Origin of the sequence: Pullulanibacillus pueri, from assembly GCF_014639255.1 — a bacterium.
Lineage (GTDB): Bacteria > Bacillota > Bacilli > Bacillales > Sporolactobacillaceae > Pullulanibacillus > Pullulanibacillus pueri.
The window spans coordinates 187,476-207,754 of record NZ_BMFV01000001.1 but is presented as its reverse complement, the minus strand read 5'-3'; the positions used below and the strand labels follow the sequence as shown (position 1 = coordinate 207,754).

General features: G+C 39.9%; 22 protein-coding genes and 1 pseudogene. 17 read left to right on the top strand and 6 right to left on the bottom strand.

The genetic code is table 11. The features are described from left to right. Nucleotides 1-23: 23 nt before the first annotated feature. The 3 genes from IEV91_RS00900 to IEV91_RS00890 all read left to right on the top strand — a co-directional run bounded on the left by IEV91_RS00900 (nt 24) and on the right by IEV91_RS00890 (nt 2,734). The gene (locus tag IEV91_RS00900) at nt 24-944 is read left to right on the top strand and encodes an ABC transporter ATP-binding protein (RefSeq protein WP_188495119.1); all 921 of its coding nucleotides are present in this window, start codon (nt 24-26) and stop codon (nt 942-944) included. Further along, nucleotides 937-1,884, top strand: coding sequence for an ABC transporter permease (locus tag IEV91_RS00895; RefSeq protein WP_188495117.1), 948 nt, complete (start codon nt 937-939; stop codon nt 1,882-1,884). Before IEV91_RS00900 ends, IEV91_RS00895 begins: the two co-directional genes overlap by 8 nt. Before the next feature lie 223 nt (nt 1,885-2,107). Then, nucleotides 2,108-2,734 carry a LysE family transporter gene (locus tag IEV91_RS00890; protein WP_188495114.1) on the top strand — a complete coding sequence of 209 codons (627 nt, stop codon included), beginning with the start codon at nt 2,108-2,110 and terminating at the stop codon, nt 2,732-2,734. Here the strand turns inward: IEV91_RS00890 and IEV91_RS00885 are convergent. Beyond that, entirely contained in the window at nt 2,731-4,047 is a 1,317-nt protein-coding gene (locus tag IEV91_RS00885) for an amino acid permease (RefSeq protein WP_188495112.1), read from the bottom strand. The genes IEV91_RS00890 and IEV91_RS00885 overlap by 4 nt on opposite strands. A gap of 258 nt (nt 4,048-4,305) precedes the next feature. Between IEV91_RS00885 and IEV91_RS00880 the strand changes: the two genes are divergently transcribed. After that, nucleotides 4,306-5,205 carry an SDR family oxidoreductase gene (locus IEV91_RS00880; protein ID WP_188495110.1) on the top strand — a complete coding sequence of 300 codons (900 nt, stop codon included), beginning with the start codon at nt 4,306-4,308 and terminating at the stop codon, nt 5,203-5,205. 185 nt (nt 5,206-5,390) lie between these two features. On the opposite strand, the gene IEV91_RS00875 is transcribed toward IEV91_RS00880, so the two are convergent. Together IEV91_RS00875 and IEV91_RS00870 are read right to left on the bottom strand one after the other, a co-directional pair. Next, nucleotides 5,391-5,624 (bottom strand): hypothetical protein, encoded by a 234-nt coding sequence (locus IEV91_RS00875; protein WP_188495108.1) that lies wholly within the window; start codon nt 5,622-5,624, stop codon nt 5,391-5,393. Further along, nucleotides 5,625-5,882, bottom strand: a complete 258-nt coding sequence (locus tag IEV91_RS00870) for a hypothetical protein (RefSeq protein ID WP_188495106.1) — start codon at nt 5,880-5,882, stop codon at nt 5,625-5,627. It abuts the gene before it with no gap. 63 nt (nt 5,883-5,945) lie between these two features. Here IEV91_RS00870 and IEV91_RS00865 point away from each other — a divergent pair, with 63 nt between their 5' ends. Continuing rightward, entirely contained in the window at nt 5,946-6,422 is a 477-nt protein-coding gene (locus IEV91_RS00865; RefSeq protein WP_188495104.1) for an Hsp20/alpha crystallin family protein, read from the top strand. 17 nt (nt 6,423-6,439) lie between these two features. Here IEV91_RS00865 and IEV91_RS00860 read toward each other — a convergent pair whose 3' ends face one another. After that, nucleotides 6,440-6,646, bottom strand: a complete 207-nt coding sequence (locus IEV91_RS00860) for a hypothetical protein (protein ID WP_188495102.1) — start codon at nt 6,644-6,646, stop codon at nt 6,440-6,442. A gap of 131 nt (nt 6,647-6,777) precedes the next feature. On the opposite strand from IEV91_RS00860, the gene IEV91_RS00855 reads away from it, so the two are divergent. After that, nucleotides 6,778-7,197 (top strand): hypothetical protein, encoded by a 420-nt coding sequence (locus IEV91_RS00855; protein WP_188495100.1) that lies wholly within the window; start codon nt 6,778-6,780, stop codon nt 7,195-7,197. Here the strand turns inward: IEV91_RS00855 and IEV91_RS00850 are convergent, their stop codons facing one another. Both IEV91_RS00850 and IEV91_RS00845 read right to left on the bottom strand, forming a co-directional pair. After that, nucleotides 7,198-7,401 (bottom strand): hypothetical protein, encoded by a 204-nt coding sequence (locus tag IEV91_RS00850; protein WP_188495098.1) that lies wholly within the window; start codon nt 7,399-7,401, stop codon nt 7,198-7,200. A gap of 58 nt (nt 7,402-7,459) precedes the next feature. Beyond that, on the bottom strand, nt 7,460-8,290 hold the full coding sequence (locus IEV91_RS00845) for an alpha/beta fold hydrolase (protein ID WP_188495095.1): 831 nt from the start codon (nt 8,288-8,290) through the stop codon (nt 7,460-7,462). A gap of 190 nt (nt 8,291-8,480) precedes the next feature. Here IEV91_RS00845 and IEV91_RS00840 point away from each other — a divergent pair, with 190 nt between their 5' ends. The 11 genes and pseudogenes from IEV91_RS00840 (at nt 8,481) to IEV91_RS00790 (ending at nt 20,275) form a co-directional block, all read left to right on the top strand. Further along, nucleotides 8,481-9,071 (top strand): YkoP family protein, encoded by a 591-nt coding sequence (locus tag IEV91_RS00840; protein WP_188495094.1) that lies wholly within the window; start codon nt 8,481-8,483, stop codon nt 9,069-9,071. A 243-nt stretch (nt 9,072-9,314) separates the two neighbouring features. After that, nucleotides 9,315-10,820, top strand: coding sequence for a glycine betaine uptake BCCT transporter (locus IEV91_RS00835; protein ID WP_188495092.1), 1,506 nt, complete (start codon nt 9,315-9,317; stop codon nt 10,818-10,820). A gap of 1,119 nt (nt 10,821-11,939) precedes the next feature. After that, nucleotides 11,940-14,018: a HelD family protein gene (locus IEV91_RS00830; RefSeq protein ID WP_188495090.1), complete on the top strand. Its 2,079-nt coding sequence runs from the start codon at nt 11,940-11,942 to the stop codon at nt 14,016-14,018. Between the two features lie 132 nt (nt 14,019-14,150). Next, entirely contained in the window at nt 14,151-14,354 is a 204-nt protein-coding gene (locus IEV91_RS00825) for a hypothetical protein (protein ID WP_188495088.1), read from the top strand. Then, nucleotides 14,351-15,841 carry a spore germination protein gene (locus tag IEV91_RS00820; RefSeq protein ID WP_229745338.1) on the top strand — a complete coding sequence of 497 codons (1,491 nt, stop codon included), beginning with the start codon at nt 14,351-14,353 and terminating at the stop codon, nt 15,839-15,841. Before IEV91_RS00825 ends, IEV91_RS00820 begins: the two co-directional genes overlap by 4 nt. A 21-nt stretch (nt 15,842-15,862) precedes the next feature. Beyond that, entirely contained in the window at nt 15,863-16,966 is a 1,104-nt protein-coding gene (locus tag IEV91_RS00815; RefSeq protein WP_188495086.1) for a GerAB/ArcD/ProY family transporter, read from the top strand. Next, complete coding sequence (locus tag IEV91_RS00810; RefSeq protein ID WP_188495084.1) at nt 16,953-18,059, top strand: Ger(x)C family spore germination protein; 1,107 nt, start codon at nt 16,953-16,955, stop codon at nt 18,057-18,059. Before IEV91_RS00815 ends, IEV91_RS00810 begins: the two co-directional genes overlap by 14 nt. A gap of 198 nt (nt 18,060-18,257) precedes the next feature. Beyond that, nucleotides 18,258-18,332 (top strand): annotated as a pseudogene (locus IEV91_RS22035) (YjcZ family sporulation protein); the annotation flags it as partial. Between the two features lie 226 nt (nt 18,333-18,558). Further along, nucleotides 18,559-19,023: a hypothetical protein gene (locus IEV91_RS00800; RefSeq protein WP_188495079.1), complete on the top strand. Its 465-nt coding sequence runs from the start codon at nt 18,559-18,561 to the stop codon at nt 19,021-19,023. A 69-nt stretch (nt 19,024-19,092) separates the two neighbouring features. Further along, nucleotides 19,093-19,350 (top strand): alpha/beta-type small acid-soluble spore protein, encoded by a 258-nt coding sequence (locus IEV91_RS00795; protein ID WP_239540804.1) that lies wholly within the window; start codon nt 19,093-19,095, stop codon nt 19,348-19,350. A 355-nt stretch (nt 19,351-19,705) separates the two neighbouring features. Beyond that, the gene (locus tag IEV91_RS00790) at nt 19,706-20,275 is read left to right on the top strand and encodes a cell wall hydrolase (protein ID WP_188495077.1); all 570 of its coding nucleotides are present in this window, start codon (nt 19,706-19,708) and stop codon (nt 20,273-20,275) included. Nucleotides 20,276-20,279: the final 4 nt, after the last annotated feature.

Genomic DNA, 20,279 nt, shown 5'->3' with positions numbered 1-20,279 from the left:
GAACAAGGTAAGGAGGAACTATAATGACACAACCCGCTATTCAGCTTCAACACGTTAAGAAAAAGATTGGAAGTAAAACGATAATCAAGGATCTAAGTTTTGATATCTATCCTGGTGAGGTCTTCGGCTTTCTTGGTCCCAATGGAGCCGGAAAAACGACAACGATTCGAATGATCGTTGGGCTAATGAAAATGTCTGAAGGCGATATTTTAATTTTTGGCAAAAGTATTAAAAAGCATTATAAAGAAGCCATCAAACCCGTCGGTGCCATTGTTGAAAATCCTGAACTTTATAAACATCTCAGTGGTTACCTTAACTTAATTCATTATGCCCGCATGGTCAATGGAGTGACCAAAAAGAGAATCGATGAAGTTGTCGAGCTTGTCGGCTTAAAGCAGCGGATTCACGAGAAAGTAAAGACCTATTCCCTCGGCATGAGACAAAGATTGGGACTTGCTCAAGCACTATTACATTCTCCTAAGATCTTAATTCTTGATGAACCGACCAATGGATTAGATCCAGCCGGTATTCGTGAAATCCGCCAATACATTCGACGCTTAGCGGCGGAAGAAGGCTTAGCAGTTATTGTCTCAAGTCACTTGCTAAGTGAAATGGAACTCATGTGTGATCGACTAGGCATCATCCAAAATGGACAGCTTGTCGGCGTGCACACGGTAGGTGAATTTGTAGGGAATGACCATGAAGTCATGGTACGCTTTGCAGTAGATCCTATTGATAGAGCCTTTGCGATCTTGAGCGAACACTATCAAGCCTCTCCCCAAAAAGAGGGCAACCAACTTTTGCATCCTATGAATCATGAAGATATCCCTGAACTTATTGAGACATTGGTCCAAAACAACATAAAAATTTACGGGGTACATGCTGAATCAAAAACATTAGAAGAGAAATTCCTTGAAGTCACTGGAGGGGAAAAAATTGTTTAAATTTATCAAGCTCGTACAAAATGAAAATATGAAAACCTTTCGCAGGGTGTCTTCCATTGTCATGTTAGCTATTCTACTATGTGCCTTAGGGGGCGTCGGAGCAATTAACAAACACTATGACACAAAGGATGGCAAGCAAACGTGGCAGCAACAGCTCCAAGCCGAAAATCAGACTTTGGAAAAACAATTAAAAGAACATCCAAACAACTCAATGAAAGAAACCCTGGCCATCAACACCTACCGTTTAGATCACAATATCAAGCCTCAAGATCGCTCGACTTCATTTTGGGGGAACATCGCTGATGACGCTGCCAATGGGATGCAATTGGTCATGATCTTTGCCATTATTATTGCCGGGGGTATTGTGTCAAGTGAATTCGGTTCAGGGACGATTAAATTACTATTAACACGGCCTGTCAGTCGCTCGACCATTTTACTCTCGAAGTACGTGTCTACCCTTTTTACTATACTTGTTTATACTTTTGCCTGTTTTATTTTCTCTTGTCTTGTATCGGCTACCTTTTTTGGTCTCGATGGCCTAAGCTCTCCTTACCTTTTTTATCAGGATGGAGCCGTACATGAAGGGAATATGCTTTTACATGTTTTCGGTCAGTATGGATTTCAGCTAATTCCAACAGTGATGTTCGTGACTCTTGCCTTCCTCATTTCTACGGTCTTTAGAAATTCAGCCTTAGCCATCGGTCTTTCTATCTTTGGTCTAATGGCCGGAAGTCTTGTGTTACAATTTATCGGTCGCTTTACTTGGTCTAAATACGTTATATTTTCAAACCTTGATCTCACCCCATACTTTCACGGCGGCGGCGAACCCTTTAGAGAAGGAATGACACTTGGATTTTCCATTACCGTTCTCGCCATTTACTACATGGTCTTTATCGCGATCACATGGATAAGCTTTAAAAAGCGCGATGTCACTGCATAATTTATTTTTTTAAAAAGAACCGGGACTTTCCCTGGTTCTTTTTAATTTAAGTCACTCTTCTCCTCATTGTCATCAGAGGCGCTGATGTCCTTTCCGCTTAGGCTCCTCACTTGAACGGAATGCCCTCACATTTGAATGTTGACTTTCTTTTAAAAACAAGTTGTACATCCACGGTTTTATGAATAAAGTGTACAAGCGCTTTTTTTAAAGGAGAGAGATAGAGATGAGTGTCTATTTTGGTTACATTTTTTTAGGTTTATCCCTAGCGGCACCCATAGGACCAATTAATGCGGCTCAACTAGATAGAGGCATCAAATATGGCTTTTTACATGCCTGGTTTATTGGAATTGGAGCAACACTTGCCGATGCTGCTTATATGCTTCTCGTTTATTGTGGGCTCGCTCATTTTATTGAGTTCCCCATTGTCAAAATATTTTTATGGCTATTTGGTGGATTTGTTCTCATTTACACAGGAATAGAAAGCGTGATCAACGTTAAAATTGATGCTAGCACCGTTTCTCGAAGCTATGAATCACTTTTTAAATCCTTTATATCCGGATTTTTCATGTCCATATTTAATCCTCTCACTATTCTCTTTTGGCTTGGCATTTATGGCTCTGTGTTAGCGAAGACAGCAGCCACCGTAGGGACACAAGAACTCCTACTTTGTAGTGCGACGATCTTTATAGGTGTTTTATTATGGGATGTCACTATGGCCGCTTTTTCGAGTACGTTCAGACGATTTTTAAATGTGAGGGTGTTGAATATTATCGCCCTAATTTCTGGTTGTTCCTTAATCGGTTATGGTCTCTATTTTGGATATCAGGCCTACCACTTACTTCTTGGTTAGGGCGAGGTCACTTTCCGTTTTTTCCATAAAAAATGCATAAAAAACACGACGATGCCGATGATGAGAATAAACACAATGCTGCCATAAAACCCCGGCCTACTCCCTGCATGAAATAATGTGCCTGAGACAGCCAAGAGGATTAAAAGGATACCAAGACTATTTTTTGATTTCCCCCATCTCCCCAAATCGCTCAGTTTAAATGAGGAGAGTAAAATAAATAACCAATTGTACAAAAGCATGAGCCCTGCTGCAGTTGTAATGTACTCATAAATTTTCCCAGGCATAAGAAGCGCTAAAACAACAGAAACAATCATCCCACATAAAGTTAGCCCTAATCCTCTGAGTGGCACCCTGCCTTCTTTTTTCGCTTTCTTAGAAAAAAAATGCGGGGCATCTCCATCTTTTGCAAGGGTAACGAGCATTGTCGTCACTGAAAATAATGAAGCCACCATTGTTGAAAAGCCGGCAACAATTAAAGCGCCATTAAAAACATGAGGAAAAAAAGTTAAATGATATTCCTTAAGCGCAATCACAAATGGACTTTCCTTTGTATTGAAGGTCTGCCAAGCTCCGATAATAACAGCCAAACATATAGAAATGACATAAATAATCCCAAGCATAAAGAGCATCAACTTCCCTGCTTTAGGTGCATCATCCTTATTTTTTAGTTGCATAGCCATGATTCCCATAATTTCAATGCCCCCGAAAGCATAGAAGGCATAAATAAAAGAAGACCATAGCCCAAGGGGTCCCTTTGGAAATAATGTCTGGATAGAGTGTGGATAATGCGTAGCCCCTGCTCCCTTCAACACTCCTATTAAGGCTAATATGGCAATAATAATAAACATTAAAATAGCCGCTATTTTTACTACTGCCAGTAAATTTTCAATGCGATCGAAGCCCTTTGTGCCCATAAGCACCACAAGAATGCCAAGAACAGCATAACCGGCAGCAAACACCCATAAGGGAATATTAGGAAACCAAAACCGAGAAAATATAGCTAAAGCAGTCATTTGACTACCCATAATCATCATTTCCGACAGCCAATAGACCCAGCCACTACTAAAGCCAGCCCAACGGCCATAAGCTTTTTTAGCATAGGATCGAAAGGACCCTTGCTGTGGATCCTCTATGGTCATTTTAGCCAAAGCATCATAAACAATATAGGTGCCGAGAGCGGCAAGAATAAAGACAAAAATGGCGGATGGGCCAGCCATCATCATGGCCAATCCAGACCCTAAAAAATACCCTGTGCCAATGGTACAGCCAACTCCGAGTAAAGAGAGTTGCCACCATTTTAACTGTCCTTCCATTCTTCGACCTCCTAAAGTTTAGAATCGTATCCCTTAAAAGCATTTCATAGGTTTTCCTAGTTTTTAAGGTTTATCCAGATAAAATTGCTTGGCTTCCACCAAGTCCTAACCAGAGAACACAAATTTTTCTACCGATCTCTATATTGCTTCGATGGCTTATACTTTCTTATTCCTTTTGAGAAAACCATTAATAAAAGTATGGAAATCATTTTTCAGCTCATACTAAAAACAAATTTAGAACATTTACGAGGTGAAAGTATGTATCCTGAAATGCCTTTTTATAAAGAACAATCGGAAACAAAAATGAAAAAATTAACCTTTCCTCCGCAACATCAAAGTCAAATGCCCGCCATGGAATCACAAATGAATCCTTTTCCAATATATGATAACTCCGAATACAAAGGATCAGGAAAGTTAAAGGGGAAAACAGCTATTCTTACAGGAGGCGATAGTGGGATTGGTAGAGCGGTGGCGGTAGCCTTTGCTAAAGAGGGGGCTGATCTTGTGATCGCTTACCTTAATGAACATGAAGACGCCAATGTCACAAAAGCGGCCGCCGAAAGCTATGGGGTTACATGTACATTAGTTCCAATTGATTTACGTGAACAACAATCTGCACAGAAAGTTGTTGACCAAGCTTTAACAACACACGGGAAAATTGATGTTCTCGTCAATAACTGTGCTGTGCAATTTATCCAAAAAAGTATTTTAAATATCACAAAAGAACAATTGGATCAAACCTTTCAAACCAATTTTTATTCTTATTTTTTTATGATCCAAGCGGTGCTCCCTCATCTCAAAAAAGGGGCAGCCATTATTAACACAGCCTCTATCACTGCTTACAAAGGTAATCAAGAGTTGATAGACTATTCTGCTACCAAAGGGGCGATCATTGCCTTAACACGATCGTTATCGACTTCTCTAGCTGCGCAGGATATTCGAGTCAATGCGGTTGCTCCTGGCCCTATTTGGACCCCGTTGATTCCTGGCTCTTTTGACGAAAATAAGGTCAGCTCGTTTGGCAGTGATACCCCGATGAAACGTGCCGGACAGCCGTTCGAGTTAGCTCCCGGTTATGTTTATTTGGCTTCCGACGACAGTCGCTTTATGACTGGACAAACCCTTCACATCAACGGTGGCGAAATCATTAACGGTTAAACTTGCACATCACTATCACCCCCAAAAAAGAAAAAAACACGTCACGTGACGTGACCTCCTGGATATTCGGAAAGCACGTGTTCCGGAGCGGCAAACAACACCATTTACTCAGGTGACAACCAGGAGTTAACGTAAAAAATCTCGGGCATCCTCCTCGCCCGAGATTTATTTCTTCTTTAGATATTTCAAGTGATGCTCCATTTTTGAAAGTTTGCGTCGGCAAGATCTTGATCCATGACACTTCCGATTGGGATATTCACACTTGTAAGATCCCCATTTTCTTCACCAAAGCCCTGATTCCGTTTTGTCGAGTTATTGATATCCATCTGTTGAATAGGTCCAAAACTTAGTGTCGCTGTCCGCTCCATAACATTGATTTTAAAACCAAGGAGATTCACTACCATGGGTGCAAAATTCATTTAATCCCTCCTATATTGAGGCGGTTTAGGCCTATTCAATTGCTGATAAGCATTAGAATCATTGATATCCCGATCGTCCACCCCACTATTCGTCGCAAATTCCGATCTATCCCCAAAATTTTGACCAAACCCTTGATTTTTCTTGGAGGAGTTATTCCAATTGGCTAATAAATTTTCACCAATATTTACTGCTGAAGCATTTTCGAATGAATTAATTTTGAAAAGAAAAATATTAATGGCAATAGAGGGTTCCGTCATTGAATCGCCTCCTTATTGAATGTATATGAAAATTAACTGACAGTATGTTAGGAGCGAAACCTTATGGATGTTGATAAATTAAAAAAATGGCTCGATGTCGCCCAACAGTTCCAAGGCAATGACTTTTGGAGTGAGATCTTCGATGATAACACCACTTCCTTTTCACAGAACCAGAAACAAAAGAAGGGATATACTGCAAAACAAGAAATGGCAGAACAACCCAAACCACCTCAACCAGCCATAGATTTATTTCAAACGCCTAACGAATTCATTATCCTTATTGATCTTCCAGGTATAGCCAAGGAGGATGTGCAATTAACTTTAACCGGTAATAAAGTCACCATCCAAGGGACTGCTCGATTGAATTATTCAGCGGAAACACTTATCCACAGTGAACGACTTAACGGGAGTTTCGAACGCAGCATTGATCTCCCGGATGCCGTGGACAGCCAGCGCGCAATGGCCCAGTTCCATCAGGGAATATTGCACATACGGTTACCCCGAGCTGAACCCAATCGACACTCGATTTCTATTGATTGACTCATAAAAAGAAAACTTTATCGCTGATTGCTGTCGGAGACATCTTGATCGAAGACCCACCCTTTAGGACTGTACATTCTATTCCCATCACTATTGTCTTCACCAAACCCTTGATTTTTTAACGTCATATTTCTTATACCGACTTGCGCCGAAGGTCCAAATGTCACAGTACTGGTAGGGCCAACCGTATTCACCTTCATATGACCAATTGTTACCTTTTTCAATATACTCACCTTCTATTTGTATTTATAATTTATTGCTATGCGTGACATTGCCCATCATTCATCAACATTTTATACAATGCTTCAAATAAAATTGAGAAACAAGAAAAGCAGAACTAGAGGTGAAATTCAACATGATCTTTAAGTTTTTAAGCCAACATATTCTCAAACACAATCCCCAGTGGCAGCTCATGAATCGTAAGCTATTGGCACTAGAATCTGAACTGAAGGCATTGCAAACCGATAATGAGGGAGAACAGAATCCCTCACATCCTCCTGCAACCATCATTGAACATGTGAATATTGAGAAAGTCATTATTGAAAAATACGAACAAAGCAATAATTTCGGGGCTTTAGGCATCAAATCTTTAGAAGGTCGTTTAAATATCGGAGCAAATTACGGGATGTCCTCATCCTTACCTCAAGATTTCGAGGATTTATTTAAGCAGAAGGCGGTCTTGAATGAAAAAAAGGTCGGCACCGTCAAAAACGGACAACCGACCTCTACATCTCAAACACCAAAAACAACCATACGCTCTCGAAACGCATTGTAATTAGCCTTGTTCTTCCGCTTCTCCCTTTAATCTTTGTTGCACAAAATCTCCTATAAAACCAATCAAAAAAAGGACAACCGCCCCACTCCAAATGTAATCAATGGAAGACCATGAGCCTAAATCTCTATATAATTCAACGATAGAAAAAACAAGTAAAGCTATTATGCAAAGGCTCCCAATGTAACTCATCACTTTTTTAAACATCTTTTCCCCATCTTTCTAACCTTGTTACCACAAGTGTATTAAAGAACCGGGCATTTGTCTAATCATCCCCATGGTTATTTAGACAAAAAGATCGGATTCTATTCGCAATCTCTTCTGGGCGTTCCTCAGGTAATAAATGTCCTGCTCCTTGGAAGACCTTATACTCTACTCTTGGAATATCTTGAATAAAGCGTTCTCCGACATGTGGAGGAACAATTTGATCTTTATCTCCCCACATTAGTAACACGGGTTGTTTAATTGTTTTTAATTTTTCAGAAGACAAATCCCCTTCGCGGTGTCTGATTAAACGGATGAGAGATTTATAAAACGCGAGCGCATACATCGGTTTAAGATAGCCCTCCATCATTTCTTTAGTAATCAGCGATCGATCATTGGTAATTTCTAAAAAGCTCGCGGCAATATCTTTTTTATCAAAATAAAACTTAAGCATTCGACTAAAAAAAGGAATATAAGAGAGGCGAACAAGGGAGCGCTTCACTGGACCCATATAACCTGCACAGGCAATACCAACCACCTTTTTCACCATTGAATGATTTTGCAACGCCGATTGTAAAGCAATTTGGCCACCCATGGAATGACCTATAAGTACTGCCTGTTTCACGCCCATTCGGTTGAGGAACCCGAGAACGAGTTTTCCATAATTATGTAACGAATACACAAAAGTCAGTGACTTTTCACTTTTACCGAAGCCTGGAAGATCAAGAGAAAGAATTGTGTAATCGTGCTCTAAATAGGGCACTAATCTTCTAAAACTAAAAGTCGAAGACAAGTAACCATGAATTAAAACAAGCACCGCTTTTCCCTCAGCAAGACTTTTGCCATATTGTTCATAATAAAGAGAAACCCCATTGACTTGTACCATCCCCATTTCCTTCACCTCGCTTATCTGTATAGTGTAAGTGTAAACCTTCTTTCGTTAGATTTCATCTTACCCCTAGTGAATGGTATATCATTCAATTTATAAATAATTAATGTTATAATGGCTTATGAGTTGGAGAGGAAGGCTTTTGTTCTTAGCTTTTCTCATATCAATAGTCTTTGGGTTAGGGGTTCAATAAATGGAACAGCACAATCAAGAACAAAAAAAAATCCACTGGCACAAAAAATCTTTAATGAGACTTTACTCTCTTTGGGAACATCTTTATCACAAGATGCACGGATTAAAACCAAGACATGAAAGGGATTTAATCTTATTTAGGATTAAAGAATACAAAGGTGAGCCACTCTCTCTAACAGATGGAACACTTCTTCAGGAAGGCGACCTGATCCTTGATCTTCATTTCAACAATGATCTCCTGATTCAAACATCCATTGAATCAAAAAATACCATGCACATGATTACAACTTTACTACATATGATGAAAGCCACTTTCAAACGCATGCGTTCTTATATGAGTGAGCCAGAATATGAAAAAGTGAAGGCTTTGTATGGCGTCTCACTTTTTCATAGAGGTGCCAAACAATTTGGGTTTGATGTCCTTGATCTCCCTAAAGGCGGCAACTCCGGTTTCCAACGCTTTTATCTCAGGCTCTTACTGACCATCATGCATCCGAATGGGCGGCAAAGGTTACAGTCCCACTCCTCTATGCTCTCTCCAAAGATTTTGGCTGTTTCAAGAACGCATTTCTTAGAGAATGAAAAAAATTAAAACATTGGGCTCGCATTAGGAGAGTCCTTTTATTTTTTTATGTCCTGAGTTGTTTTAGAGAGATTGAATGAAATACCACTTTTTCATAAAAGAATGAAGCATGGATACATGGTCTTCTGCAATTAGGATAGTCTAAGAAATAAACCATTAGGCTCACGTTTGTCTGTATTCCTAAATAACAGTGACATTTTGACTGATACGTACGATTGATTATGGAAATAAAGACAGGTTGGTGAAACGCTTATGAAAAAAACAACAACTGTATTTAAAATATCAGTTGTCCTTGCAATTATCTTTGTTCTTTGGGGGGCTCTTGCCCCACACAATTTGCAGACTGTTACCAGCTCTATTCAAGGATTTATTCAAGTGAAATTTGGGTGGTTCTACTTAATCAGTGCGACCATTTTACTTATTTTTGCGATATTCCTTATTTTTTCGAAATACGGAAATATTAAACTTGGTAAGGATGATGACGAACCCGAGTACTCTGCCATCAGCTGGTTTGCCATGCTCTTTAGTGCCGGTATGGGTATTGGCCTTGTATTTTGGGGATGTGCTGAGCCCCTTTCCCATTTTAGCGATCCCCCTTATGGTGATCCTAAAACACAAGATGCTGCTGAACTCGCGCTCCGTTATTCCTTCTTCCACTGGGGCCTCCATCCTTGGGCTATCTATGCTGTTATTGCCCTTGCTCTGGCCTATTTTAAGTTTCGTAAAGGAGAGCCCGGTCTTATAAGTGCAACCTTTCGCCCTATTTTAGGGGAAAAAGTAAAGGGGTGGCTAGGAAAACTTATCGATATTCTTGCTGTTTTTGCCACCATTTTTGGTGTAGCCACTTCACTAGGAATGGGCGCCGTACAAATTAATGGGGGATTATCCTTCATTTCGGATAGCATCCCAAATTCAACAAACGTGCAGTTTCTCATTATCCTTGTCGTCACTGTACTCTTTATGTTATCGGCTATTTCGGGATTAGGTCGAGGGATTAAATGGCTAAGTAATGCCAATATTGTATTCGCTGTTCTCCTAATGCTCTTTTTATTATTTATTGGACCTACAAACTTTTTACTTGATTTTTTCACATCACAACTGGGCACATATATTGAAAATCTCCCAAAGATGAGTTTACGTTTGACACCCTTTAGTGAAAAAAATAGTGCTTGGATCCAAGACTGGACGATTTTCTATTGGGCTTGGTGGATTTCCTGGTCACCCTTCGTTGGGACTTTTATTGCCAGGATTTCAAAAGGCCGGACAATTCGAGAATTTGTAATTGGTGTTCTAGCTGTTCCAACCATTTTTAGCGCCTTATGGTTTGCCGTTTTCGGAGGAGCAGGCATCCATTTACAGATCTTCTCCCATGTTGATTTAACAGGATTAATCGATAAGCAAGGCTATGAAGTCGCGTTGTTCTCCGTACTTAGCCACTTTCCTATGAGTACTTTAATGATTGTCCTAGCAATTCTATTGATCACAACCTTCTTTATCACGTCTGCGGATTCAGCAACCTTCGTTTTAGGAATGCAAACGACTAACGGAAGCTTAAATCCGCAATTATGGATTAAGGTTGTTTGGGGCATTATGCAAGCCGCGGCCGCTTCTGTTCTCCTCTTCTCAGGAGGATTAGACGCCCTGCAGACCGCTGCCATTATCGCCGCCTTTCCATTTGCCATCATCTTGCTCTTTATGATCTACTCGATGATGAAGGCATTTAAGGACGAAAAACCGCCAAAACATCTACGGAGATAGTAAAAACCGAGTTTACGCTCGGTTTTTTTATGGCTCTAATTATTTTAACAACATTTAAAAATCATTCTAAAAATTAAATGCCTATGTTCTGTTTTAGAAGATGGGTACTTTGAATGTTAGGAATTGAAGGATATTGCGACGTCGATCGGCTTTGACAGCTCATACCTTACCTTATTATATTTAGTGTTTAACAACCGCTTCGGCAGAATACTTCGCTTTCCGTGGGCACGGCCTCAGCTAACTTTGGAGTCAGTTTTTGGTGCTCCAAAGTGGATCTTCGGACACGTGCTGTTCCCACTGGAGTCTGCGCATTCTGCCTACGCTATGTAAGATGATTTGATTTACTTGCAACTAGAGTTAATATTAGCTTAAAAAAAAGCAAAGATGCCCAATCTTTTCATCAATAAGCATCGACAGCATGGAAGTGGATTGGAGCGAAAGGCGCTTTGGCTCCTTTGGGAACGGGACCAGCGTGACTTCTCGAATACACTTCGAGTTGTTCCGAGAAAGCTGACTGCGAAGCGGTACGAGTAGACGCAGGAACAGGAGATTTGTACTATAAAGACTTGGGAACACAAATATAAAAACCAAGGAACTTCAGTTGAAAACGTCACGTCCGTGTGACAACACCGAAGCTAGCACATCAATACCACCCACCCCAAAAAGTAAAGAACACTTTTCGGGGACCCCGATTACAACCCCAAAAAGTAAAGATCACTTTTCGGGGACCCCGATGGTGGGTCGAACACCGATCCTACCCACATCAAACAATCGTAAGAACACGATTTTTCTGCGGGACTAATCTCTTAGTCGCTTTCCTTAGTCCTCTGGGCATGAGGAAAGCGAGCGGAAATCCGCCTATCCGTTACGTCGCAATCTATATGAACTCCGGCCTTTTATAATTTTTGTGTCTTTTCATTTTTCGTTTGTAATATAGGATTCAATCTTTTTTTCACCCCAATATTTTCCATGGATTTTTATAATAGTATTTGGCTTTTGAGTCGAGCCTTGGTGATGGTCCAGTTTTCTAATGCAAAATGTTTATTAATATTGCCTTTGTTTCAAAGTAGTGGTAATATTATAAATTCCTCTTTCGTAAAATTTGGGAGGTGGATAACGGTGGAGGATCAAAACCATAAACAAGAACAAGCTCATTTAACTCGTACTCTAAACATTATTTCACAGCAAAAGGAAAGGCTTGAAGAAGTCGATCAATATGTTGGTGACGACATTACCGAACAAGCTTTAGAGGATATTCGTGAACGCACACGTCAAAGCTTAAAAATCGCGGAAAAAGAACCGTATTTTGCGAGACTTGATTTCCAAGAAGATCTCACACCACAAGCCGAAGCCTTATACATAGGAAAAGTTGGTGTTGCTGACGAAAGTGGTGAACCCCTTATTATTGATTGGCGGGCCCCTATTGCTAGCTTATTTTACTCTTTTGCGGGAGGCAACGACCTTGCTTATTATGAGTCACCCGAGGGGCTTGTGGAAGGATACATTCACCTCAAACGCAATATCGTCATACGAAACCGTCAACTTCAGCGCATTGTTGATGCCTATGTGAAAGGCAAAACAGACCTCTCCAATGTTGATGAATTTTTACTGTACCGATTATCGGAAAGAGAAAGTTCCAAACTCCAAGATATCGTCTCTACTATTCAAACCGAGCAAAACAATATTATTCGCGCCCCCAAAAATAGTGCCCTTATTATTCAAGGGGTTGCCGGCAGTGGAAAAACAACGATCGCCCTTCATCGCTTGGCCTATCTTATCTATCAGCATCAAGACAAATTGCGCTCAGAGCGTATGATTATTTTTGCTCCTAACCGTTTATTTCTTGATTATATTGCCGATGTGCTACCAGAGCTTGGCGTTGGAGGCATTCAACAAACGACGTTTAATGATTGGGCTCTAGAACAACTTGATGAGCCATTAACACTGAGAAGTCAACACGAATCCCATAAGGAGTGGTTAGAAACAGGGGGAAGCCCGACAGCGATGGAACGCCTCCGTTACAAAGGGTCGCCGGCGTTTATTACTTATGTTCATCAAGCCTTAGCACATTACGAAGCCGAGGCCATTCCTGATCAATACTTAGAACTCCTTCCTCACAAGGGACTGAGCTCCGAAACGATCAAACAATGGTTTTACACAGATTACAAGCATTACCCCCTTTCCAAACGGAAAGAACGAATCGAAACAAAAATGAAGAATTGGGTTGAAGAGGCACTAAAATCACTCGAAAGTGGAAAAGAAAAACAAGCACTAAAACGAAAAGCCCATCAAAAAATTCGAGCGTATCTTAAAAAGCATTTGAGTCCAACAGCAGTATCATTCTATATGCAACTTTTAAAAGCAGACCAGACATGCCCACCTGATGTAAAGGCCCAAACCTTAGAAATGCTAAAAAGCAAAGAAATTTACTCAGAGGATCTCCCACCGCTCACCCATATCCATCATTATTTAAACGGAGTGCCAAAAGAGCAAAAATTTCACCATGTGGTTATTGATGAGGCTCAGGACTTCTCTCCATACCAGGTCGACATCTTAAAGACCATCACGCTGAATCACTCCTTTACCATTCTCGGTGATTTATCTCAAGGGATCCATGAGTATAAAGGTATAGACGATTGGAGTGCCTTTTCAGAGCGTTTCGATCAATCAAAAGTCACTACCTTTGTCCTCGAGAAAAGCTATCGATCAACAACCGAAATTATTGATTGTGCCAATAAAGTATTAACCCAGGCCTATCAGCCCATGTGTCTTGCAGAACCCGTATTTCGTAGTGGTGAAGAGGTTAAAGTGATCGCCTGTAATGATGATAATTATCATCAGTCCTTAATTGAATCGATTCAAAAGGCATTAGAAAAAGGCTACACCAATATTGGTATCCTCACTCGTACAGAAGCTGAAAGTACAACGCTTGAACCCATTATTCAATCTGCTGGTCTTAAGTGTACGCTATTATCCGGGCAAGAGGATAAATATAGTGGTGGACTATCCCTCTCACCCGTCTATCTCTCTAAGGGATTAGAATTCGAAGCCACCATCATCGCAAATGTCAGTAGAGATCATTATCCCTCTAATGCGTTTCATGCCAAACTCCTTTATGTAGGTTGCACGCGTGCTCTTCATGAATTGACATTGATGTATAAAGATGTGCCGTCACTATTAATAGAGCCTATTATTTAATCTATTTTCACCCCCTCCCATCACTTGGTGGGAGGTTTTTGAGCATCTCATGAATCATGAATCTCATGTTTATTGCCAAAGGTGATTGGTCATACTTAATAGTACACACAAAATAAATGAGAAGGTATGCCTATGAATACGTTCATTGTACTCAGCTTTTACCCACTCCTTCTAGTTTTTTTTCTAGCCGTTGTTTTTCGATTGCATCTCATTTCTAATCTTTTCATCTATATATTGATTCTTTGGCTCTATCTTGCCCCCTTTATCTTGATTTTCGTTGATCAAATAAGAAGTGATCCTTTAAGCCAGCCCCCAAAAGAGGATGAAACAAATTGAAATGGTTTTCTAAAACCCAACAAATACAAGCTAAAAAGAAACAACTGGATACACTTTTGAAAAAATTAATGGAATCAGGCGATTTTGTTTCAAAGGAACATAAACTGAAAAAAATCAGTGTCCAGGTTTCTTTTGTTAAAACATTAGCTGATGTTGAAATCATTCATCGCGATGTTATCGCCTACTTAATTCAAAGTGAGGCCGAAAGCTTAGAAGAATTGCGTGAGAGTGTCCCCTTTGAGACCGTTATGATTACAGAAGATATAAGTATCATTGAAGAAAATCTTCTTCACGGTCAACTTCTTATCCAATTAAAAGATGACCCTTCCAAAGGGATGCTTTTAGATGTTGTAGCTAAGAATGGCCGACAAGTCACCATCCCTGAGGTAGAATTTAGTGTTCTTGGACCAAAAGAAAGCTTTATAGAGGCCTTAGACACTAATGTATCTTTAATAAGAAAAAGACTACCATTACCCAATCTCCAAGTGAAAGATATGGTTGTAGGCAAGTTGACTAAAACGAAGGTCGCTATTATCTATGTCGACGGCTTAGCTGATCGTGAAAATATTAATACCGTCGTTCAACGCATTGAGGATATTGAATACGATCAAATTATTGATAGCTCTTTTATTGTCCAAATGATTGCTGATAGTGCTAATTCGCCCTTTCCACAGCTTATTGATACCGAAAAACCTGATCATGTCGTTTCCTCTTTAGTCGAGGGAAAAATCGCTGTACTTGTGGATGGTTCTCCTTTTGCAGTCATGGGCCCTACCAATATTGTTGAATTTTTCAGTGCCTTTGATGACTACACCTTAACTTGGTATATTGCTTCAGCTTTTCGCATGGTCCGATTAATATCCGTTGCCTTTTCGGTTTTTGCCACACCATTATATGTTGCGGTTTTAACCTATCATTACCAGCTTATCCCAAACACCTTAATGGCAACGCTCATCTCTTCAAGAATGGGGATCCCGTTTCCACCATTAGTGGAAGCACTCCTCATGGAATTGACCATCGAAATCTTGCGTGAAGCCGGAGTCCGGCTGCCGACTAAGGTCGGCCAAACCATTGGTATCGTTGGAGGTATTGTTATTGGAACGGCTTCAGTGCAGGCCAACCTTACTAGTAATGTCTTACTGATTTTAGTCGCTATGGCCGCTCTTGCCTCCTTTACAACCCCCAATTATAAAATGAACAACACGATTCGCATTTTGCGTTTCCCTTTTATTTTATTTGCCGGTTTTTGGGGGATGCTTGGGATTGCTGCTTGCTTCTCGATCATTGTTGCTCACTTATTAAAGTTAACTTCACTAGGGCGTCCTTATATTGAACCGTTTGTCCCCTTGCGTATTCTCGATTTAAAAGACGCCTTTATTCGGATGCCCTTCAGCTGGCAAAAAATGCGTCCTATTCTCTTAAGGCCACAAGATCCACCACGAGTGAATACACGGCGCGCAAGGAAAAAGCACGACATTGATGAGTAAAAGGTCAGGAGGTTTATCAAGTTGCCATTAAAAATACCGGAAAATCACCAAGTTTCTTCCTCCGCCTTATTTTTTATCCTTTATCAAATCCAAGTAGGTATTGGTATTCTTGCCTATCAACGCACAGTCGGATTACACGCAGAAGCCGATGGATGGATCTCTATTTTATTTTGTGGATTGGCTGTCCAGATCGTTCTTTGGATGATGTTACAACTCCTTGATCATTTCCAAGGAGATCTTATAACGATACATACCTCTTTATTTGGAAAATGGCTTGGAACCGGGCTAACCATTATGTATATTTTTTATTATTTAGGCATGGCTTTAACCGTTCTTAACTCCTATGTTTCTATTGTCCAAGTCTGGATGTTTCCCCAAATGTCTTATTGGGAAATCGCTGTACTCTTACTTATCGTAGGTTATTCGTTTATTTCTGGAGGCTTGCGTTCAATCTCAGGTATCTGCCTTTTATCTACGATTTATTCAAGCCCGCTATTTATAACGCTCATTTTTCCCGTTGAAACCAGCGGTGACTTTGACAATATGCTTCCACTTTTTAGCCATACCCCGGAAGACATGTTTTTTTCATTAAAAGAAATGGCACTCAATTTTGAAGGGATTTCGATTATTTTTATGGTTTATCCCTTTATAAAAAAATCCAAAAAAGTAGCTTCTTGGGCCCAATACTCTGTATTTCTTTCTACTTTCCTTTACACTGTTTTGTATATCATTTCAGTGTGTTATTTTAACACGGATGAGCTCGATCATATTTTATGGCCGACAATGTCCCTCTGGAAAATTGTGAATCTCCCTTTTATGGAACGTTTCGAATACATTGGTATTACTATTTGGCTGTTTGTTATTTTACCTAATTTGTGTTTAACAATTTGGGGAGGTTCCCGAGCCATTAAACGGATGTTTTCTATTAATCAACGCAAGCTTGTCCTTGTTATTCTCGCCCTTTTACTCATTTGTGGTTCGTTCTTTAATAACCAACTTTTATTAGAGAAATGGAATGAATTGCAATCACTATTTGGCTTAGGTGTTTTGTTCGGTTACATTCCTTTCTTATACTTTTATCATTTAATCGTAAAAAAGGTGAGGAAACACCATGCTAAAGCGTAGTAAACCCATTCTTTACATCCTTTGTATCACCTTGCTCATGTTTTCTTTATCAGGGTGTGTTCGCACAAGGGTAATTGACGATATTCATCTTGCGCAAATCGTTGGCTATGACACTGTTCCCAATGACGATGATAGTGTTTTGGGGACCATCTCCGTCCCTATCTATACACAATCGGGTGGAAGTGGTGTCTTGCAACCACAATCCGATAATATGTCTGTTATCGCTCATAGAGGGAGTCAGATCCGATCTAATCTTGAATCGGTATCGGAATATCCTTTAGAGGTAGGAAAACTAATGACCATTCTCTTCAGTAAAGATATCGCTGAAAAGGGACTCTATACTTATATCGATTTTTATAAAAGAAATCCAGATGTAGGGCGCGGGATTGTGCTTGCGGTTTCAGATGGTTCTGCCGGTGATATTATTAATGGACAATATAAGACCAATCGTTTGGTTTCTGAGTATATCATGAACCTTGTTAATAACAACTCAAGGAATAATTCTCCAAAAACCAATCTCCATTACTTTTTATATAGTTACTATAACGCGGGAATGGATCCCTTCTTACCGATCATTAAGAAGGAGGAAGATGATCTAAAAATTGAGGGCATTGCCTTATTTAAGAAAGATCGCTATGTTGACATGATCCCCTATTCTCAAGCCTTTCTTTTTAAAATGTTGTATCAATCATTTGCAGGTGGTAACTTTTCTGTCCCAATAAAGGATAAATATGTCTCAATCTCAAGTATTTCCTCAAGGGTTTCTTACCGTTTTAAAAAATTAAAAGGCGGAAATCAAGAGATTACAATAAAAATAAAACAGAAAGGCTTCCTGCGAGAGACGGAACGTAAATTAGAAGGAACAACGACCATTCCATATATACAAAAAGCAATGGAAAAATACCTCACTAAAAATGCCAATACAATGGTAAAACATTTACAAGAACTTAATGTCGACTCACTAGGCTTAGGCGATCATATCCGTAGTAACGATCGCGGTTGGAATGCGGAAAAATGGAATGAGGTTTATCCCCACCTTAATATTAAAGTCAATATAGATGTGGAACTGAAACAAACAGGTATCACAGATTAGGTATCCGCCCTTTTTTCGCTATTGCTTATTTTGGCATTCCCAAATCCCTTATCCTACATAGGATATAGTGTATAAAGTCAAAAGGAGTGATTGTAAATGGCATATGGTCCATGGAATTACGGCAACGCAGCTTACGGTAATGCAGCTTACGGTGGTTTCGATGGCGGTTGTGGTTGTGGAACTGGAGGCTATGCTGGCGGAGGTTACGGCTTTGCTTTAATCGTCGTTCTCTTTATCCTCCTCATCATTGTAGGTACTGCTTACGTTTGGTAAATGTTGTACACATTATTTATTCAGTGGGTGGGTCTCTCCCCACTGATATTCTAAAATGTGCCATTATATGCAATGGATTTCATACCCACCCCCATCCTTTTTGGGGGTGAATTTGTAACAAGCGTTACTCTTTACTTTTTTTGGATATTTATATGGGCAAAAACCCATACTAGATTTATACATACTCACTTAAATTCTGACCAATCGTGTGCAAAGGACTGTTAAAATGAAGAAGATTGAACGTTTACTGTGGTCGATTGCTTTTCCAGGCTTCGGCCAGCTTCTTAATCACGATTATATAAAAGGGATTGTCTTTATCCTACTTGAGCTTCTTATAAACACACATGGACATTTCAATATGACAATAGCCTACAGTTTCAGAGGAGAAATTGATCTTGCCTTCGCTGAAGCTAACATCGGTTGGTTAATGTTTTATCCATGTGTTTATTTTTATTCGATGTGGGATGCTTACAAAAACGCAAATGAGCCTGTTTCTACATATACCTCCCTCCCCTTTGTTTTTTCAGCTTTTTGTGTGACGGTAGGCGTTATGCTTGCTCCTATGATTCAGTTTCCCGCTTTTAGACCCGGTCCTGTTTTCTTTCCTATGCTCTGTGTCATTCCGGGGGTTGGCATCGGACTGATCTTAAAATTTATTTTATCTCAAAGCTTTAATAAAGAAGAATCTTAAGGCCTCCTTGTAAGAACTGAAAAGTTGAGCAGACTAATGCTTGACAACATCTTATAAGGAGGTTTAATCATGTCTCATCATCAAACATTTATGCCTAACGCCAAAGAAAGCATGCGGGAACTAGCCAATAAAGTACTAAGCGAAAAAGGTTACCCTAGTGATAATATGGGGAAATACGAGCTTGCACAAGATCTTGGAATTTCCTTGAACAAGGGCTATAACGGCAACATCAAAGCGAAGGATGCCGGAAAAATCGGTGGCTCTATTGGAGGGCAAATGGTCAAGGAAATGGTAAAAATGGCTCAAAGAAGCTTGCAAAAACCTTAAAATTACTAAAAAAGAAAGCTGAGAAAAATCCGACACCATTCAACCATCTTATGTTTAGTCTTTTTGAGTGGGTCGGATTTTACTTTAGCAAATCGTAATGGAACGGAGCTGAGATAATCCTAACCCGTTTCGTCAAAAGCCGTCGCTGCCCATGAATACGTTGCTCTGAACCTTTATTGTCCAGTATTTATGTCACTACTCCGTATTGGTGCTGACTCTAATGATTTTTCCTCAGCAATATTATTTGTCTTGAGAATATTTAATGACGTTTTGGATAGACTAACTTTTTGTGAATAGCATATGAAACATACATAGATCGCTATCCAATTAACATCTTAGACAATGGAGTGAGCTAATGAAAAAAGGGTTACTGACATTAATAGCTTTAGGGTTTTGTCTCTGTGTACCGACTACATCAAGCTTAGCTTACACTGTTAAGCCGGGTGATCGTCTATCCACCATCGCAGCCCAAAATCATATGACGCTTCACCAAGTCCTTGCACTAAACCCTAGTATAAAAAAAGCCAATAAAATTTATGTTGGACAAACCATCAAGCTCGGGTCTTCTAGCCTCTCTTCAAGTGATAGAAAGCTCTTAGCCCAACTGATTCACGCCGAAGCTTCTGGTGAACCCTTTAAAGGAAAAGTGAAGGTCGCACAAGTGGTTTTAAATAGGGTGAAAAGTCATCAGTTTCCTAATACAATTAGAGAGGTGATCATGCAAAAGGGGCAATTTTCACCCGTTGCCAATGGATCTATTAAAAATACGCCAAATTCCAAAGACTACGAAGCGATAGATACCGCACTCAATGAACATTCAGAGGACGGTTCTCTCTACTTTTTTAATCCAGACATCGCTGAAAGTCAGTGGCTTTCCAACTTAGAAACGACGACAGTCATTGGCCACCATGTGTTTAAAAAATAGCTGA

Excerpts from the sequence above, each read along its gene's own strand:
- IEV91_RS00800 (WP_188495079.1), top strand. The coding sequence starts at position 18,559 with ATGAAGAAGATTGAACGTTTACTGTGGTCGATTGCTTTTCCAGGCTTC.
- IEV91_RS00810 (WP_188495084.1), top strand. The coding sequence starts at position 16,953 with ATGCTAAAGCGTAGTAAACCCATTCTTTACATCCTTTGTATCACCTTG.
- IEV91_RS00840 (WP_188495094.1), top strand. The coding sequence starts at position 8,481 with ATGGAACAGCACAATCAAGAACAAAAAAAAATCCACTGGCACAAAAAA.
- IEV91_RS00880 (WP_188495110.1), top strand. The coding sequence starts at position 4,306 with ATGTATCCTGAAATGCCTTTTTATAAAGAACAATCGGAAACAAAAATG.
- IEV91_RS00850 (WP_188495098.1), bottom strand. The coding sequence starts at position 7,401 with ATGTTTAAAAAAGTGATGAGTTACATTGGGAGCCTTTGCATAATAGCT.
- IEV91_RS00845 (WP_188495095.1), bottom strand. The coding sequence starts at position 8,290 with ATGGGGATGGTACAAGTCAATGGGGTTTCTCTTTATTATGAACAATAT.
- IEV91_RS00790 (WP_188495077.1), top strand. The coding sequence starts at position 19,706 with ATGAAAAAAGGGTTACTGACATTAATAGCTTTAGGGTTTTGTCTCTGT.
- IEV91_RS00855 (WP_188495100.1), top strand. The coding sequence starts at position 6,778 with ATGATCTTTAAGTTTTTAAGCCAACATATTCTCAAACACAATCCCCAG.
- IEV91_RS00865 (WP_188495104.1), top strand. The coding sequence starts at position 5,946 with ATGGATGTTGATAAATTAAAAAAATGGCTCGATGTCGCCCAACAGTTC.
- IEV91_RS00795 (WP_239540804.1), top strand. The coding sequence starts at position 19,093 with ATGTCTCATCATCAAACATTTATGCCTAACGCCAAAGAAAGCATGCGG.
- IEV91_RS00870 (WP_188495106.1), bottom strand. The coding sequence starts at position 5,882 with ATGACGGAACCCTCTATTGCCATTAATATTTTTCTTTTCAAAATTAAT.
- IEV91_RS00900 (WP_188495119.1), top strand. The coding sequence starts at position 24 with ATGACACAACCCGCTATTCAGCTTCAACACGTTAAGAAAAAGATTGGA.
- IEV91_RS00875 (WP_188495108.1), bottom strand. The coding sequence starts at position 5,624 with ATGAATTTTGCACCCATGGTAGTGAATCTCCTTGGTTTTAAAATCAAT.
- IEV91_RS00825 (WP_188495088.1), top strand. The coding sequence starts at position 14,151 with ATGAATACGTTCATTGTACTCAGCTTTTACCCACTCCTTCTAGTTTTT.
- IEV91_RS00835 (WP_188495092.1), top strand. The coding sequence starts at position 9,315 with ATGAAAAAAACAACAACTGTATTTAAAATATCAGTTGTCCTTGCAATT.
- IEV91_RS00890 (WP_188495114.1), top strand. The coding sequence starts at position 2,108 with ATGAGTGTCTATTTTGGTTACATTTTTTTAGGTTTATCCCTAGCGGCA.
- IEV91_RS00885 (WP_188495112.1), bottom strand. The coding sequence starts at position 4,047 with ATGGAAGGACAGTTAAAATGGTGGCAACTCTCTTTACTCGGAGTTGGC.